Genomic DNA, 16,548 nt, shown 5'->3' with positions numbered 1-16,548 from the left:
CCGGGTCAGGAACGCGGGCCGCGCGGTCTGCCGTATCGTCAAAAGACGCGCAGGCCGCGCCGCCAGGACCGACGTTCAGGAGTCCCCATGACCCAAGAGATTCCGCACTCCCCCTCGACCGAGCCCGAGCTGACGGGGGTGCGCAACTTCCGTGACGTGGGCGGGTTGCCGACCGTGGACGGCCTGCGGGTGCGCGGCGGGCGGCTCTTCCGCAGCGGTCACCTCGCCCACGCCAGCGCGGCCGACGCCGCCTTCCTCGGCACGCTCGGGCTGCACACCGTCTTCGACTTCCGCAATGCGGGGGACCAGAAGCTGGAGGGGCCCGACATCGCGCTGCCGGGCGTGCGCAACGTCAACATTCCGCTGACCGACCCGGCCGACGGGGCCGAGTTCTGGAAGATGGTCCGCGACGGCGACCTCGACGAGCTGCGGGCCGCGCTGTCGGGAACCCGGGGCGCGGACCGGATGATCGCCTCGTACCGCGAGGTCGTCACGCAGCGGACCGCCGAGCACAGCCGGGTGCTGCACGCGCTCGCCGAGGACAGCGTGCCGGCGCTGATGCACTGCGCCGCGGGCAAGGACCGGGCCGGGATCTCCATAGCGGTGGCGCTGCTCGCGGTGGGCGTCGAGCGGGACGCCATCGAGGCCGACTACCTCAAGTCCAACGCGCCGCACCGGCGCTACGCGGTGCGCCGCACCAGCACGTCGGCGGATGCGATGTCGCCCGAGGTGATGGAGCTGCTCAGCCCCCTCTTCGACGCCCGCGCCGACTATCTGCGCGCCGCCTTCGACACCATCGAGTCGACCTGGGGATCGCCCGACCGCTACTTCCGCGACGCCCTGAAGCTCACCGACGAGACCCGCGAGAAGCTGCGCGGACAGCTCCTGGAAAGCGCCGCCTGAGCGTCCGGCCCCGTCGGCGTCGCGGCCGTGCGCTACTTGCCGCCGACCTCGAACAGCAGATAGAGGAAGCCGGCGAAGATGTGTCCGGCGACGAGGTAGGCGAAGAGGCGCACGACAAGTCCCCTCGGGAACTTGGTCTCGGCGGTCTCCTCGATGTTCTTGCGGGGCGGCACCACGGTGGGGGCGCTCTCGTGCTCGGACATGTCTGTCCCGTCCTCTCAGCTGTGCGGGTGGTGTGGATGCGGATCGGGGCTCTGCAGCAGGGTGTGCACGAAGAGGAACGCGGCTCCGCCGTGCGAGGCGGCGGAGATCCGGTGCGGGGTCAGCGAGTCGAAGTGCGCGCTGTCGCCCGGGTCCAGTTCATGGGTGGCCTCCCCCAGGCTGAGCCGGAGCCGCCCGGTCAGGACGTAGAGCCACTCCTCGCCGGGATGGACCCGTACGAGCTCCCGCTGGGTGCCGTACGGGACCTCGACCCGCAGCGCCTGCATCGCGCGGCCGGAGCCGCCGGTCTGGTGGTACGTCCAGCCGTCGGCCTCGCGCGGTGCGGCGCGGCCGGCCCGGATGACGGGCTCGCGCTCCGGCGGCATCTCGCCGAGCAGCTCCGAGACCGTCGTACCGTAGATGCGGGCGAGCGCGAGCAGCATGGGCAGCGAAGGCTGGCGCGCCCCCGTCTCCAGACGGGAGAGGTGGGCGGGCGACAGGCCGGCCCGCTGGGCCGCGGCCTCCAGGGTGAGTCCGCGGTGGCGGCGCAGTTCGCGCAGCCGGGGTGCGACGCCCGGGAGAGCGGCGATATCGTCGCCAGGAGTGCTCATACACCCCATTCAGGCAGGTGCTTGCCTCAGAGGCAAACTTTTTGCCTCTGAGGCAAATCCTGTCGGCAGGGGTCAGCGGTTGGCGACCGCCTGTTTCACCAGGGTCCGGCCGAAGTCCCACATCAGTCCCCCGCCACCGTGCGCGTCGTCCATGACGGCGGTGAAGGCCTCGACGAAGCGGTCGACCTCGCGTTCGGTGATGGTCAGCGGCGGGATCAGCTTGATCACTTCCAGATGGTCGCCCGACACCTGGGTCAGGATGCGGTGCTTCTGGAGCAGCGGCACGACCACCATCTGCGCGAACAGGCCCTTGCGGGCGGCCTGGAGCATGGTCCAGCGACTGCGCAGCTTGAGCGAGTTCGGCCGGCCGAACTCGATGCCGATCATGAGCCCGCGCCCTCGGACGTCCGAGAGCAGCTCGTAGCGGTCGATCAGGGCGGCGAGCCGGGTGCGCAGCAGGTCGCCGGTGGTGCGCGCGTTCTCGACGATCCCCTCCTGCTCCATCACCGCCAGGACGGCGAGCCCAGCCGCCATCGCCTGGGCGTTGGAGCCGAAGCTCGCCGAGTGCACGAGGACACGGTCCATCGACGAGTAGACCTTCTTGAAGATCCACTCCTTGCCGAGGGTGGCGCCGACCGGCACATAGCCGCCCGAGAGCGCTTTCGCGACGCACACCAGGTCCGGCTCGACGCCCGCCTCGTGCTGGTAGGCGTAGAAGTCGCCGGTGCGGCCGAGGCCGGTCTGCACCTCGTCGGCGATGAGCAGTGCCTTGTGCCGGTGCAGCAGCTCCTGCGCGGCGAGCAGATAGCCGGGCGGCGCCTCGTGGACGCCCTTGCCCTGGATCGGCTCGACGATGAGCGCCGCGACGTCTCCCCGCTTCAACTCCCTTTCCAGGGCGCCCAGATCACCGAGCGGCAGCGCCGTGTCGGGCAGCAGCGGCGCGAAGCCGTCGCGGAAGCCGGACTCGCCGTTGACCGAGAGCGAGCCCGTCGTCAGGCCGTGGAAGGCGTGCGAGCAGTACAGGACCCTGGGCCTGCCGGTGGCGTACCGGGCGAACTTGAGAGCGGTCTCGACCGCCTCGGTGCCGCTGTTGCCGAAGAAGACCCGGTCCAGGTGCGGGCTGCGCGCGAGGAGCCGCTCGGCCAGCAGCCCCGGCAGGGGCTGGCAGTCGAAACGGGTGAGGTCGGCGAGCGAGGCGTCCAGGACGTCATGCAGCGCCTTGCGCACGACGGGGTGGTGGCGGCCGAGACCCATGACGCCGAACCCCGCGAGCATGTCGAGGTAGTCGTTGCCCTCGGTGTCCCAGAAGTACGCGCCCTCGGCCCGCTCGTAGACCTTGTCGAAACCGATGGTGTGCAGCATCCGCGGAAGCTGGTGGTTGAGGTACTTGCTGTGCAGTTCGTAGCGCTCTCCCCCGCGCTCGGCGAGGAGCCGCGTCAGGTCGAAGGCCTTCTCCGGCGGGGCGCCGGTGTCCGGTACGGCGAGGCTCCCGCCCTCGGGGGCCGCCCCGGTGTCCGCTACTGCCGCGAAGGCCCGCGGCTCGCCGTCGGTCATGCGTCGTCCTTCCCGGCCGCCGCGGCGGCTTCCTCCGTGGCCGCGAGCGCGGCACCGATCCGTCCCGCGATCTCCACCGGGGTGAGCCCGATGTCGGCCAGCACCTCGCCGCGCTTCGCGTGCGCGAGGAACTGCTCGGGGATGCCGAAGCCGCGCAGCGGCACATCCACGCCGGCGTCCCGCAGGGCCTGCCCCACGGCCCAACCGACGCCTCCGGTACGGACGTTGTCCTCCACGACCGCGACCAGGCGGTGCGCCGCGGCCAGCGGGGCGAGCTGTTCGTCGACGGGTTTGACCCAGCGCGGGTCGACCACCGTGCAGGTGATGCCGCGCCCGGCGAGCAGCTCGGCCGCCCGCAGACAGACCGGGGCGAGCACACCGACGGCGACGAGCAGCACATCGGCGTCCTCGTCCCGGCGCAGCACGTCCATGCCGCCGAGCCGGGCGAGCGCCGGGACGTCGGGCCCGACGGACTCCTTGGGGAACCGCACCACCGTCGGCGCGTCCGGCACGTCCACGGCCTCGCGCAGCTGGGCCCTCAGCTGGGCCGCGTCGCGCGGCGCGGCGATCCTGAGGCCGGGCACCACCTGGAGCATCGACAGGTCCCACATCCCGTTGTGGGAGGCGCCGTCGACACCGGTCACCCCGGCCCTGTCGAGGACGAACGTCACCCCGCACCGGTGCAGCGCCACATCCATGAGCACCTGGTCGAAGGCCCGGTTGAGGAAGGTCGCGTACACGGCGACGACCGGATGCAGCCCGCCGGTGGCGAGCCCGGCGGCGCTCACCGCGGCGTGCTGTTCGGCGATCCCGACGTCCCACACCCGCTCCGGGAAGCGCTCGGCGAAGGGGCCGAGCCCGGTGGGGTGCAGCATGGCGGCGGTGATGGCGACGACGTCGGGCCGCTCGGCGCCGAGCCGCACCATCTCCTCGCCGAACACCGCGGTCCACGAGGGCCCGCCGGGCGGGGTGAGCGGGGCGCAGGTCAGCGGGTCCATGGCGCCGACGGTGTGGAAGCGGTCGGCCTCGTCGTCGAGGGCCGGCTGGTAGCCGCGGCCCTTCTCGGTCAGGCAGTGCACGAGGACCGGCCCGTGGAAGCGCTGCGCGCGGCGCAGCGCGGACTCGACGGCCTCGGTGCTGTGCCCGTCGATCGGGCCGAGGTACTTCAGGCCCAGGTCCTCGAACATGCCCTGGGGTGCGAACGCGTCCTTGAAGCCCTTCTTCGCCCCGTGCAGGGACTCGTACAGCGGCTGCCCCACGACGGGCGTCTGCTGGAGCACCTCCTTGCCCCAGGCGAGGACCCGCTCGTAGCCGTCGGTGGTGCGCAGGGTCGCGAGGTGGCCGGCGAGCCCGCCGATGGTCGGTCCGTACGACCGCTCGTTGTCGTTGACCACGATGATCAGGGGGCGGTCCCGCGCGGCGGCGATGTTGTTGAGCGCTTCCCAGGCCATGCCGCCGGTGAGGGCGCCGTCTCCGATGACGGCGACGACGTGGCCCTTCCTGCCGAGCACCTCGTTGGCCTTGGCGAGGCCGTCCGCCCAGCCGAGCACGGTGGAGGCGTGGCTGTTCTCGATGACGTCGTGCTCGGACTCGGCGCGCGAGGGATAGCCGGACAGGCCGCCCTTGGTGCGCAGCTTCGAGAAGTCCTGCCGGCCGGTGAGCAGCTTGTGCACGTAGCTCTGGTGGCCGGTGTCCCACAGGATGCGGTCGGCCGGTGAGTCGAAGGCCCGGTGCAGGGCGATGGAGAGTTCGACGACGCCCAGGTTGGGCCCGAGGTGGCCGCCGGTGCGCGCCACGGCGGGGATGAGGAACTCCCTGATCTCCAGGGCGAGTCGGCCGAGGTCGGCCGGGTCGAGCGCTTGCAGGTCTTGCGGCCCCCGGATGTTCTCCAAGATCGTCACGTTCGGGCCCCCTCTGTCGGATCTGTTCGGCTCACGGTCGTCGCCGGGCGGGCCCGGCGCCGCCGCCGGGCCGCCACGCGCGGGGCCCCGGAGAGACCGGCTCTCCGGGGCCCCGCGACGTCACGCGCGGTTGGCCTGGATGGTCTCGCGGACCGCCCTGAGCGACTCCTTCAGGGACCCCATGGTGGCGAGCACGGCGGTCGGCTCGTAGCCGCAGTGCGCCATGCAGTTGGCGCACCGGTCGTCCTTGCCGCGGCCGTACTTGTCCCAGTCGGTGTCCTCGACCAGCTCGCGGTAGGTCGGCACGTACCCGTCGCTCATCAGGTAGCAGGGCCGCTGCCAGCCGAAGAGCGAGTAGTTGGGGATCGCCCACGCGGTGCACGGGAAGTCGGCCTTGCCCTCCAGGAAGTCCAGGAAGAGCGGCGAGTGGTTGAGCCGCCAGCGGGCGCGGTTGCCGCCGGAGAACGCCTTCTTGAAGAGCTCGCGGGTCTGCTCGACCCCCAGGAAGTGCTCCTGGTCGGGCGCCTTCTCGTAGGCGTAGGCGGGCGAGATCATCATCTCGTCGACCTTGAGGTCGTCATTGAGGAAGTTGAGCACCTCGATGATGGTCTGCGGGGTGTCGGTGTTGAAGAAGGTCGAATTGGTGGTGACGCGGAAGCCCTGCCGCTTCGCTTCCTTGATCGCCTCGACCGCCTCGTCGAACACCCCCTCCTTCGCGACCGACTCGTCGTGCCGCTCGCGCAGTCCGTCGATGTGCACGGCGAACGCGAAGTACGGCGACGGCGTGAACTTCTCCAGCTTCTTGCGCATGAGCAGAGCGTTGGTGCACAGGAAGACGTACTTCTTCTTGGCCACCAACTGGCGCACGATCTCGTCGATCTGAGGGTGCATCAGCGGCTCGCCGCCCGCGATGGAAACCATCGGGGCGCCGGATTCCAGGACCGCGCCGACGGCCTGGGCCACCGGCATGCGCTGCTTCAGGATCCCGGCCGGATGCTGGATCTTGCCACAGCCCTCGCATTTCAGGTTGCAGGCGAAGAGCGGCTCCAGCTCGACGATCAGCGGGAACTTTTCACGCTTGCGCAACTTCTGTTCAAAGAGATAGGTCCCGACCCTGATGGACTGGCGAAGCGGCATGGCCATCTGGCTCACCTCCTGGGGAGCAGCAAAGAACGGTGCCATTCAAAGAAAGCGGGAAGAACGGCACGAAGAACGCGGAAGGCTGATATTCCACCGCGCACCGTGCCAATTCGGACGAGTTCATGTTCTGGAGCGTCCACGACCACTCGGACGGCCGCAACCGGACGCGGTCCGGCCTGCCGGGCGGCCCACAGCGTGGCGGCGGACTCCATGTCCACCGCGACCGCCCCGGTCGCCCTCAGGTCGGCCCGCTCCGGTCCGCGTACGACGTGGTCGGAGCCCGCGAGCGGGCCGGTGTGGACCGTGCGTCCCGGCAGCGCCTCGGCGAGCGCCTTGGCGAGCACCTCGATGGAGCTGCATGCGGTGGTGCCCCGCGGATCGCGGGTTTCCTCGGCGACGACCAGGTCCCCGGGGTGCATCCCGGGGACGAGGCCGGCGCAGAAGCCTGAGGCGATGACCGCGGCGTCATGGGTGGCGGGCGCGCTCAACGTGCGCTCGAGCGCACGTTCGGCGGCCCGGGGACCCATGCCGCTGCGGACCACCGTGACCGGGGCCGCGGCGCCGCGGGCGCCGCGCAGCGCGAGCCGCTCGATGGTGAGCGCGCACGCGATCACCAGCGGAACGGGCCGCGCGGCCTGAGGTGTGTCCATCAACCCCCCTTGGCGGCGTTGAGGGAGAACGGTTCTCCGTGGAGGTAGCGGCCGAGCGCGGTCAGCGGGAAGACCTGCCGGTAGAGGTGGTAGTTGATCGAGAAGTCCCACGGGAACCCGGTCCCCGTGAAGTACGGCTCGTCCCAGGAGCCGTCCTCGCGCTGGTTCTCCGCGAGCCAGGCGATGCCGCGCTCGGTGGCCCTCGTGTCCCGCCCGCCGGCCGCGAGGAGCGCGAGCAGCGCCCACGCGGTCTGCGACGCGGTGGAGGGACCGCGGCCCACCCACTCGGTCTCGCCGTACGAGCGCAGGTCCTCGCCCCAGCCTCCGTCGTCGTTCTGCACGGACTCCAGCCAGCTCACCGCGCGGCGGATCGCGGGGTGCGACACGGGGAGCCCGGCGGCGGTCAGCGCGGGCACCACCGACCCCGTACCGTATACGTAGTTGACGCCCCAGCGGCCGAACCAGGCGCCGTTGGGCTCCTGTTCGGCGAGGAGCCACTCGATGCCGCGCCGGGTGCGGGGGTCGTGCGCCCTGCCCTCGTGGGCCAGCATCTCCACCACATGCGCGGTGACATCGGCCGACGGAGGGTCGATGACCTCACCGAAGTCGCAGAACGGCAGCCGGTTGGGGAAGGCACTGGTGTTGTCCGCGTCGAACGCGGCCCAGGCGCCGTTCTTCGACTGCATGCCGAGGGTCCAGCGCGCCCCGCGCTCGACGGCCGCGTCGACCTTCTCCTGCTGCGGGTGCTTGATCCGGCGCAGCGCCAGGATCACCTCCGCGGTGTCGTCGATGTCCGGGTAGTTGTCGTTGTGGAACTCGAACGCCCAGCCACCGGGCTCCAGTCGGGGTCTGCGGACCGCCCAGTCGCCGGGCCGCGTGATCTCCTCGTCGAGCATCCAGTCGGCCGCCTTGACCAGGGCGGGGTGGTCGGCCGGCACACCCGCGTCGGCGAGCGCGATGGCGGCCAGACAGGTGTCCCACACCGGCGACTGGCAGGCCTCGATCATCCGGGAGCCGTCCTCGCGCCACACCGCGAACCGGTCGAGCGATTCAAGACCGGCCCGCATCACCGGATGACCGAGGTCGTAGCCGAGCAGATGGAGGGCGATCACCGAGTACACCGCGGGAGGCTGGATGCCGCCCCAGCAGCCGTCGTTCTCCTGCCGCTCGACGATCCAGCGGGCGGCGCTGCGCATCGCCGCCCGGCGCAGTGCGCGGGGCGCCACCTTGCGGTAGGCGTGCAGCACCTTGTCGAGCCGCTGGAACGTTCCGCTCCAACTCGCCACCGGGGCAAGGGGCTTGGGAGGGTTGGGGCGGGCGGCGTCGGTGTGCAGCTCGTCGAGCGCGAAGGGCGCGGGGCGCACCGGCCGTTTGCCCGACACCACGGTGAGCGGCACGATGGTCTGCCGGGCCCAGCAGCCGAAGTCGTAGATGTTGAGCGGCACCCACGGCGGCAGGAAGATCAGCTCGGGCGGCAGCTCGGGCAGGTCGTCCCATTTCCACCAGCCGAACAGGGCCAGCCAGATCCGGGTGAAGACCCGCGCCGACGCGATGCCGCCCTTGGCTCTGATCCAGGCGGAGGCGCGGGCCATGTGCGGATCATCGGGCCGGTCGCCGGCGAGCCTGAGGGCGACGTACGCCTCGATGGTGGCGGAGAGTTCGCCGGGCCCGCCGTAGAAGGTGGCCCAGGTTCCGTCGTCACGCTGCTCGCCCCGGATGAACAGGGCCGCCGCCCGGAGCGTCCGGTCGTCCTGGATCCCGAGGAACTGGCGCAGCAGCAGGTCCTCGGCGTCCATGGTGACGTTGGTCTCCAGGTCGCCCTTCCACCAGCCCTGGGCGTCCTGCCTCGCCAGCAGGTGCGCGACGCCGCGGTCCGTGGCCAGCCGGGCGGCGTCGAGCACCTGGTGCACGCCGGGAGCCGTCCCGGCGGTCGTACTGGCCGCGGCTGCCCGGGGCTGGGTGGCCCCGGCGCTTCCGTCGGTCGTCGCTGTCATGGCTTCCCCTTCGTGCAGTGGCTACTTCTGCTGTGCTGGGGTCTCCGTCGGAGCGGGCCCGGTTACCCGGGCCCTCCGGCGACTGCGAGTCATATGGGAATGGTGATCATCTCTTTCGTACGACGACGAAGTCGGCCAGCGCGGTGAGCTGGGCACGGACGAGTTCCGGCATGTCGACGGCGCCGAGCGCCTCGATCGCGATGGTGTGCTGCCTGCGGGCTTCCTGCGAGGTCCACTCCCGGCCGCCGGCCTCCTCGATCAGGGCGGCCCGGGTGGCGAACTCCGCCTCGGAGAAGCTGTCGAAGTCATTGCTCTTGGCGTCGGCGGCGAGCAGTTCGCCGAGCCGGGTGGAGGCCGGACCGCCCGCGGCGAGCGCGGCGACGACCGGCAGCGACTTCTTGCGCTGGCGCAGGTCGCTCCAGGTCTGCTTGCCCGTGGCGTCCGGGTCGCCCCAGATGCCGAGCAGGTCGTCGACGGCCTGGAAGGCGAGGCCGAGGTGGTAGCCGTACGCCTCCAGGGTGTCGGCGGTCCGGTCGTCGGCGCCGCCGAGGACCGCGCCGATCGAGCAGGCGCAGGCGAGCAGGGCGCCCGTCTTGTTGCCCTCCATCTCCAGGCACTCCTCGACGGTGACCCGCTCGCGGTGCTCGTAGGAGATGTCCTGGGCCTGACCGTCGATCAACTTCCGCGTGGCGGTGGTCAGTCGGCGCGTCGCCCGGCCCGCCTCCACGGTGCCGAGCTCCAGGAGGACCTCGTTGGCGAGGGCGAACAGGGCGTCGCCGACGAGGATCGCCTGCGCGGGGCCGTGCACCTTCCACACCGTGTCGCGGTGGCGGCGCTGCTCGTCGCCGTCCATGAGGTCGTCGTGCAGCAGCGAGAAGTTGTGGACGAGCTCCACGGCGACCGCTCCGGGCACGCCCACCTCGGCGGCGGCGCCGGCCGCCTCCGCGGAGAGCAGGGCGAGCGCGGGCCGCACGGCCTTGCCGCCGTCACCCGTCGAGGGGCGGCCCTGGGCGTCGATCCACCCGAAGTGATAGGCGGCGACGGTGTCCATGGGAGCCGCGAGCCGGTCGACGGCCGCCCGCAGCTCCGGAGTCGACAGCGCGCGCCCCCGCTCCAGCAGGGCGGTGACGTCCACGGTGTCCACAGCCGGATTCGCCGAAGCCGAAGGCACAGTCGGCACAGTCTCTCCTCTTGTTCCAGTACTGCTAACTGTCATGCCGCCTCCTGAAGCGGATGAACGTGGGGGCGGCCCAGGGCGGCGAGCGCGGCGCCGGCGGCGCTGAATCCGCTGCGTACGGCGCCTTCCATGGTCGCGGGCCAGCCGGTCGCGGTCCACGCGCCGGCCAGGTACAGGCCGTCCGCGCGGGTCCGTGCCGACGGCCGCAGCCGGCCGACGCCGGGGGTGGGGGCGAACGTCGCTGTCCGCTCCCGGGTGACGAAGAAGTCGAGGATCTCGGCGCCGCGCGCCGCGGGCAACAGCTTTTCCAGTTCCGGCAGGTAACGCGCCCGCAGTTCGGACACGGGCAGCTCGATCTCGTCACCCGCGTCCGACTGGGAGAGGGCCAGGTACTGGCCTGGGCCGGTGAGCCCCGAGGAGTCCGTACGGTCGAAGACCCACTGCACCGGGGTGCCGAGCGCCGCGAAGAAGGGCTGCCGCAGCACCTTGCGGTCGTAGACCACGTGCACGTTGAGGATGGGGGCGGTGCCGATGTCGAGGAGCTTGGCCGGATCGTCGAGGGCGCCGTCGGGCAGCAGACCGTGCGCCTCCTTCTGCGCCACGGCGAGCACCACGACCTCGGCGTCCAGCGTCTCGCCGCCCAGACAGACCTGCCAACCGCCGTCCGCGGTACGGGAGACGGCCTCCACCTTGGTGCGCGTCTCGACCCGCACGCCGGCCGCGTCGAGCGCCTTGCGGGCCAGGGTGTCGTGGAGCTCGCCGAGCGGCACGCGGGCCCAGCCGATGTCGGCGGCGCCCGCCTCGGAGAGCAGGCCGGTCTTGAAGACCATGGCGGCGAGCCCGAGCGAGGCGTGCGGCGCGGTGGCGTTGAGGGTGGCCACGCCCACCAGGTCCCACAGCGCCTCGATGGTCCGCCGGGACTGGCCGTGCCGGCTGAGCCAGGTGGCGAAGTCCACGCCGTCGAGGGCCGGGTCGGCGGGGTCGAGCTTCTTCAGGGCGAGCGCGGCGCGCCCCACCGACAGCCGCTCGGCGAGGGAGAGGTGCGGGTAGGTGGCCAGGCTCCGCGCCAGGTGGAGCGGCACCGGCAGCGCGTCGCGGCGCAGCCGGCCGAGCCGGGGGCGGCCGGGGTCCGCCACGTCGAGGACGGGCACGTCCAACATGGGCTGCACGGGGGCGAGTTCACTGCCACCGACCCGGTCGAGGAACCAGCGGTAGGCGGTGCAGCAGCGCAGATAGACGTGCTGGCCGTTGTCGACGGTCAGGTCGCCGCGCCGGAAGGAGAACGCGAGGCCGCCCAGGCGCGGGCGCCCCTCGGCCAGGGTCACGTCCAGGCCGGCGTCGGCGAGTTCGAGGGCCGCGGTGATGCCGGCGAGGCCGCCGCCGACGACCACGGCGCGCTGGGGCCGCGTGCCGCTCATGCGTCCTCCCCGCGGGCCGCGCCGGTGGTGTGCGCACCGCGGGCCGGCGCCGTCGCGGACGCGGCGGCGGACCGGCGGGCCGCACGTCGGACCGGCGCCATGGACCTGGACCCTTCGTCGGGGAGCGCGTGGAGCATCAGGCGCGCCTCCTGGCGCTCTGCCGGGAGACGTACCGGGTGTCGAGCCCGGACAGGCCGCGGACCGCGACGTACGCCTTCTCCCGGCCGGGCAGCGAGACCCGGCCGCGCAGTACGGCCTCGGGGTCGCGCTCGATGCGGTCGAGCAGACGGCGGTAGATGCCGGCCATCGCGGCGACGCAGGCGCCGCTGCGCCGGTCCAGCATGGGCAGCAGCCGGTAGCCCTCGGCGAACAGGGCGCGGGCGCGCCGCACTTCGAAGTGGACGAGGCCGGCGAAGTCGGAGCCGGGGGGCGGCAGCGGGCCGTCGAACCCGGTCGAGCAGCCGAACTTGGCGAGGTCGTCGGAGGGCAGGTAGGTCCGCCCGGTGCCGGCGTCCTCGCGAACGTCCCGCAGGATGTTGGTGAGTTGGAGGGCGAGCCCCAGCGTGTCGGCGTACTCGGGAGCGCGTTCGCTGCCGGGCACGCCGGGCTGGATGCCGAACACGCCGAGCGAGAGCCGCCCGATGGCGCCGGCGACACAGCGGCAGTACGTCTTGAGGTCGTCCCAGGTCTCGTAGGTCTCGCCGCGCACGTCCATCAGGACGCCGTCGATGAGTTCGTCGAGCCCGCCGAGCGGGATCGGGAAGCGCTGCGCCGCGTCCGCGAGCGCCACCGCGACGGGGTCGGTGTCGTCCTCGTCGACCGCGCCGTCGCGGACCCGCCCGAGCAGTGCCCGGGTCTCTTCGAGCCGCGTCTGCTTGGCGTCCTGGGCCAGCGTCCCGTCACCGATGTCGTCGACCCGGCGCGAGAACGCGTACAGCGCGGACATCGCCTGCCGCTTGTCGGCCGGCAGCAGCCTGATGCCGTACGCGAAATTGCGCGCCTGCTGCCCGGTCACGGCCTCGCAGTAGCTGTATGCGGCCTGTACCGGTGCGGACACGGGTGCCTGTGCCTCCACTGTCCGGCTCACCCCTCTCTACGCGCTCTTCGCAAGACGGCTCCCACCTCGCGCACCAGCCTTGCCTTGGTGGGCTTGGGCGGCCCCGGAAGTACGTCGTGGCCGGCGGCAGCCACCGCGTCGAGCGCGGCGCGTCCTCCGGCCACGAATCCGGCCAGCAGCAGCTTGAGTCTGCCGTGGACGCTACCCACCAGGGGGGTGCCTTCATTCAGCAACGACCCGGCGCGTTCCGCTTCGAACGCGACCAGGGCGCGCACCGAAGCGCTCCCCCGGGGGGCGGCCAGATCGGCCTGCGTGACATGGAAACGTGACATGTCCTCGGCCGGCAGATAGATCCGGTCCCGCCCGAGGTCCTCCTTCACGTCCTGGAGGTGTTCGACGATCTGCAACGCGGTGCAGATCGCGTCGGAGCGGCGGACCCGCTCCGGGCTCGTGGTGCCGGTGATGGCGAGGACGAGCCGCCCCACGGGGTTGGCGGAGAGCTCGCAGTAGGCAAGCAGCTCCTCGTACGTCTCGTAGCGCCGCACCCGCTGGTCCTGGCGGTTGGCCTCGATCAGCCCGAGGAACGGCTCGGGGGTGAGTGCGCAGCGCCGGACGGTCGGCTGGAGCGCCTTGAGGAGCGGGTGGTGCGGGGTGCCGTCGAAGACCCGGTTCAGGTCGGCCCGGAAGGCGTCGAGCAGGACGATCCGGTCGTCCGCTGCGGCGGGGGCCACGCCGAGGTGGCGGGCGTCGGCGCCGCCGGGGGCGAGGTCGCCGTCACCGATGTCGTCGACGAGCCGGGCGAAGCCGTAGACGGCCATCAGGTCGTCGCGCCAGGCGCGCGGCAGGAAGAAGGGGGCCACCGGGAAGTTCTCGTCCGCGGCCTTGTCGAGCGTGGCGCACGCGGCGGGTCCGGGGCGCACATCCCGGACTGGGGTCACCGGGTACCGCCCGGGGCGGGAACGGCGGCCGTCCCTTGGAGCTGGAGATCTTCCGTAGCCATGGCCGTCACATCTCCCGTTCTACACCGCCGACCCAAAACATCCTATTTCGGACACGCCGCCTGACCTCCCCGGACGGGGTGACCCGTCACGCGTGGAGCCCGGGGCGTATTACCCCACTTGCCGCGAATCAGCACCGGTACAGCTTACGTTGTACAACGGCCGCCGACACGCGGGGGTGTTGCGAGCGTTACGAGAACACTCCGATCGGGCCCAACCTTCCCCGCGTACTGGCAACTTGACGGGACCTTGACTGTCGGACCACACCCTAGGACGCACGAGCCCCTGCCGGGGTTGATCGACAGGGGCTCGGTCTTGGCGGATGGCGCCGGACGACTGGGCGTCAGCGCCCGGACTCCTTCTGGTACGCCTTGACGACCTCGTCGGTCGGACCGTCCATGAGCAGCTCACCGCGCTCCAGCCACAGCACACGGTCGCAGGTGTCCCGGATGGAGCCGATGCTGTGGCTCACCAGGAAGACGGTGCCCGCGTGCTTGCGCAGCTCGCGGATCCGCTCCTCCGAGCGGATCTGGAACTGACGGTCACCGGTGGCCAGCGCCTCGTCGATCATGAGGACGTCGTGGTCCTTGGCCGCGGCGATGGAGAACCGCAGCCGGGCCGCCATGCCGGAGGAGTACGTCCGCATCGGAAGGGAGATGAAGTCGCCCTTGTCGTTGATGCCGGAGAAGTCGACGATCTCCTCGTAGCGCGCCTTGACCTCCTCGCGCGACATGCCCATGGCCAGGCCGCCGAGGATGACGTTGCGCTCGCCGGTCAGGTCGTTCATCAGCGCCGCGTTCACGCCGAGCAGCGAGGGCTGGCCGTCGGTGTAGACCCGCCCGCTCTCGGGCGGCAGCAGGCCGGCGATGGCCCGCAGCAGGGTCGACTTCCCGGAGCCGTTGGAGCCGATCAGGCCGATCGCCTCACCGCGGTACGAGGTGAACGACACGCCCTTGACCGCGTGCACCCGGCGCATGCCGCGGGAGGCGCCGCCGGTCTTGTCCTTCTTGACGATGCGGCTCAGGGCGGCGGTGGCGCTGCCCCTTCCGCCGCCGCCACCGTTGACGGTGTACACGATGTGCACGTCGTCGCAGATGACGGTGGGAATGCGCGCGTCCTCGACCGCCACGCGGTTCTTGATGTCCTCAGCCACGGCCATAGCGCTCCTCAGCCTTCCAGAAGTACACGAATCCCAGGGCGCCCACGACGACGGCCCAGCCGATCGCCAGGGCCCAGACGTGCGGGGGCAGGGACCCGCCGCCGTAACCGTCCAGCAGGGCGTAGCGCGCCAGATCCATGTAGATCGCGGCGGGGTTGATCTGCAGGACGTGCTTGAGCCAGCTCGGCTTGTCGTGGAGCACCGCGGTGATGCTGAACATCACGCCGGACGAGTACATCCAGGTACGCATGATGAACGGCATCAGCTGGGCGAGGTCGGGCGTCTTCGCGCCGAGCCGGGCGAAGATCAGCGCGAGTCCGGTGTTGAAGACGAACTGCAGCGCCAGCACCGGGACGATGAGGATCCAGGTCATGCCCGGCGCGAAGCCGGAGGCGACCACCACGATCATCAGGACGATCATCGAGAACAGCAGCTGCTGGAGCTGCTGGAGCGCGAAGGAGATCGGCAGCGAGGCGCGCGGGAAGTGCAGCGCCCGCACCAGACCCAGGTTGCCCGAGATCGCCCGTACGCCGGCCATCAGCGAGTTCTGCGTGAAGGTGAACAGGAACACGCCGGTCACCAGGAACGGGATGAAGACATCGTTGGGGATGCCCTTCCTCGTTCCCATCAGCACGCCGAAGATGAAGTAGTACACCAGCGCGTTCAGCAGGGGCGTCGCCACCTGCCAGATCTGGCCGAGCTTCGCCTCGCTGTACTGGGCGGTGAGCTTGGCCGAGGAGAACGACAGGATGAAGTGGCGCCGGCCCCACAGCTGCTTGATGTAAGCGGTGAGTCCGGGCCGGGCACCGCTCACCGACAGCCCGTGCTTGGCGGCGAGGTCCGCCGGGGACAGGGTTGTGTCACTCACAAGTGGAAACTTTCGTGTTCAAGAAGTACGCCCGATGGTCTCAGGAGCCGAGGCTCTCAGATGACGGGGGGACGGCCCAGCCGGGTGAGCTTCCAGACCGTACGCCACTTCATGGGACGGCGCGGTCCGCAGGGCGTCGTCCAGCCCTCCTTGAACCCGCCGAACCAGGCCTTCAGGGCCGGGCCCGAGGGCTTGCGCGCCAGGGTCAGGAGCAGCCAGACCCCGAGGTAGACCGGGACCAGGAGCGCCGGCAGGTTGCGCCGGGCGAGCCAGACCCGGTTGCGGGCCACCATCCGGTGGTAGACCGCGTGCCGGGACGGGGCGGTCGCCGGGTGGTTCAGGACCATGTCCGCGCGGTAGTCGATCATCCAGCCGGCGTCCAGGGCACGCCAGGCGAGGTCGGTCTCCTCGTGGGCGTAGAAGAACTCGTCGGGCAGCCCGCCGACCTCCGCGAAGACCCGGGTCCGCACGGCGTTGGCGCCGCCGAGGAAGGTCGTCACGCGCGACGAGCGCATCGGGTCGGCGGCGCGCAGCCGCGGGACGTGGCGGCGCTGGGTGACACCGGTCTCCGGGTCGGCGATCCGGAAGCTGATGATGCCCAGCTCCGGGTCGGCCGCGAAGGCCTGGCGGCACAGCTCGGCGGTGTCCTGCTGCGCGAGGAGGCCGTCGTCGTCGAGGAAGAGCAGGACGTCCATCTCGGCGCCCGAGGGGCCGAACGCCTCGATGCCGACGTTGCGCCCGCCCGGGATGCCCAGGTTCTCCGGCAGCTCCACGGTGCGTACGCCCTCGGGGACGTCCGGGACCGGGGCGCCGTTGCCGACCACGACGACCTCGACGTGGTCGCCGTCCTGCTTGGTCACCGAGTCGAGCAGGGCACGCAGTTCGGCGGGGCGGTTGCCCATGGTGATGATCACCGC

At 71.4% G+C, this 16,548-nt stretch carries 15 protein-coding genes; 1 reads left to right on the top strand and 14 read right to left on the bottom strand.

Translation table 11 applies throughout. The annotated features are described in order from the left end of the window. The first annotated feature begins 87 nt into the window (after positions 1–87). The gene (locus OOJ98_RS26170; RefSeq protein ID WP_267057482.1) at positions 88–903 is read left to right on the top strand and encodes a tyrosine-protein phosphatase; all 816 of its coding nucleotides are present in this window, start codon (positions 88–90) and stop codon (positions 901–903) included. 32 nt (positions 904–935) lie between these two features. Here the strand turns inward: OOJ98_RS26170 and OOJ98_RS26165 are convergent, their stop codons facing one another. From OOJ98_RS26165 to OOJ98_RS26100, 14 genes are all read right to left on the bottom strand, one after another. Beyond that, the gene (locus OOJ98_RS26165) at positions 936–1,106 is read right to left on the bottom strand and encodes a DUF6126 family protein (RefSeq protein ID WP_267057481.1); all 171 of its coding nucleotides are present in this window, start codon (positions 1,104–1,106) and stop codon (positions 936–938) included. Positions 1,107–1,121: 15 nt separating this feature from the next. After that, a complete protein-coding gene (locus tag OOJ98_RS26160) occupies positions 1,122–1,715 on the bottom strand; it encodes a helix-turn-helix domain-containing protein (protein WP_267057480.1) in 594 nt (197 codons plus the stop codon). Between the two features lie 72 nt (positions 1,716–1,787). Then, positions 1,788–3,269, bottom strand: coding sequence for an aspartate aminotransferase family protein (locus OOJ98_RS26155; RefSeq protein WP_267057479.1), 1,482 nt, complete (start codon positions 3,267–3,269; stop codon positions 1,788–1,790). Beyond that, on the bottom strand, positions 3,266–5,170 hold the full coding sequence (dxs, locus tag OOJ98_RS26150; protein WP_267057478.1) for a 1-deoxy-D-xylulose-5-phosphate synthase: 1,905 nt from the start codon (positions 5,168–5,170) through the stop codon (positions 3,266–3,268). The genes OOJ98_RS26155 and dxs overlap by 4 nt, the downstream gene beginning before the upstream one ends. A 120-nt stretch (positions 5,171–5,290) precedes the next feature. Further along, entirely contained in the window at positions 5,291–6,313 is a 1,023-nt protein-coding gene (gene hpnH / locus OOJ98_RS26145) for an adenosyl-hopene transferase HpnH (RefSeq protein ID WP_267057477.1), read from the bottom strand. Between the two features lie 5 nt (positions 6,314–6,318). After that, positions 6,319–6,960: a 1-hydroxy-2-methyl-2-butenyl 4-diphosphate reductase gene (locus OOJ98_RS26140; RefSeq protein WP_267057476.1), complete on the bottom strand. Its 642-nt coding sequence runs from the start codon at positions 6,958–6,960 to the stop codon at positions 6,319–6,321. Next, positions 6,960–8,954, bottom strand: coding sequence for a squalene--hopene cyclase (gene shc / locus OOJ98_RS26135; RefSeq protein WP_267057475.1), 1,995 nt, complete (start codon positions 8,952–8,954; stop codon positions 6,960–6,962). The genes OOJ98_RS26140 and shc overlap by 1 nt, the downstream gene beginning before the upstream one ends. Before the next feature lie 106 nt (positions 8,955–9,060). Then, a complete protein-coding gene (locus OOJ98_RS26130) occupies positions 9,061–10,170 on the bottom strand; it encodes a polyprenyl synthetase family protein (RefSeq protein ID WP_267057474.1) in 1,110 nt (369 codons plus the stop codon). Next, entirely contained in the window at positions 10,167–11,549 is a 1,383-nt protein-coding gene (gene hpnE, locus OOJ98_RS26125; protein ID WP_267057473.1) for a hydroxysqualene dehydroxylase HpnE, read from the bottom strand. Before hpnE ends, OOJ98_RS26130 begins: the two co-directional genes overlap by 4 nt. A gap of 136 nt (positions 11,550–11,685) precedes the next feature. Next, positions 11,686–12,636, bottom strand: coding sequence for a presqualene diphosphate synthase HpnD (hpnD, locus tag OOJ98_RS26120; protein ID WP_267057472.1), 951 nt, complete (start codon positions 12,634–12,636; stop codon positions 11,686–11,688). After that, complete coding sequence (hpnC, locus tag OOJ98_RS26115; protein WP_267057471.1) at positions 12,633–13,544, bottom strand: squalene synthase HpnC; 912 nt, start codon at positions 13,542–13,544, stop codon at positions 12,633–12,635. Before hpnC ends, hpnD begins: the two co-directional genes overlap by 4 nt. A 403-nt stretch (positions 13,545–13,947) precedes the next feature. Beyond that, entirely contained in the window at positions 13,948–14,763 is an 816-nt protein-coding gene (locus OOJ98_RS26110) for an ABC transporter ATP-binding protein (RefSeq protein ID WP_267057470.1), read from the bottom strand. Continuing rightward, positions 14,750–15,631: an ABC transporter permease gene (locus OOJ98_RS26105; protein WP_267057469.1), complete on the bottom strand. Its 882-nt coding sequence runs from the start codon at positions 15,629–15,631 to the stop codon at positions 14,750–14,752. Before OOJ98_RS26105 ends, OOJ98_RS26110 begins: the two co-directional genes overlap by 14 nt. 56 nt (positions 15,632–15,687) lie before the next feature. Continuing rightward, positions 15,688–16,533: a glycosyltransferase family 2 protein gene (locus OOJ98_RS26100; RefSeq protein WP_267058248.1), complete on the bottom strand. Its 846-nt coding sequence runs from the start codon at positions 16,531–16,533 to the stop codon at positions 15,688–15,690. Positions 16,534–16,548 lie beyond the last annotated feature (15 nt).

The organism is Streptomyces sp. NBC_00083 (assembly GCF_026343295.1).
GTDB lineage: Bacteria > Actinomycetota > Actinomycetes > Streptomycetales > Streptomycetaceae > Streptomyces.
The sequence above is the reverse complement of the archived record's forward strand: the minus strand, read 5'-3'. Positions and strand labels throughout refer to the sequence as shown.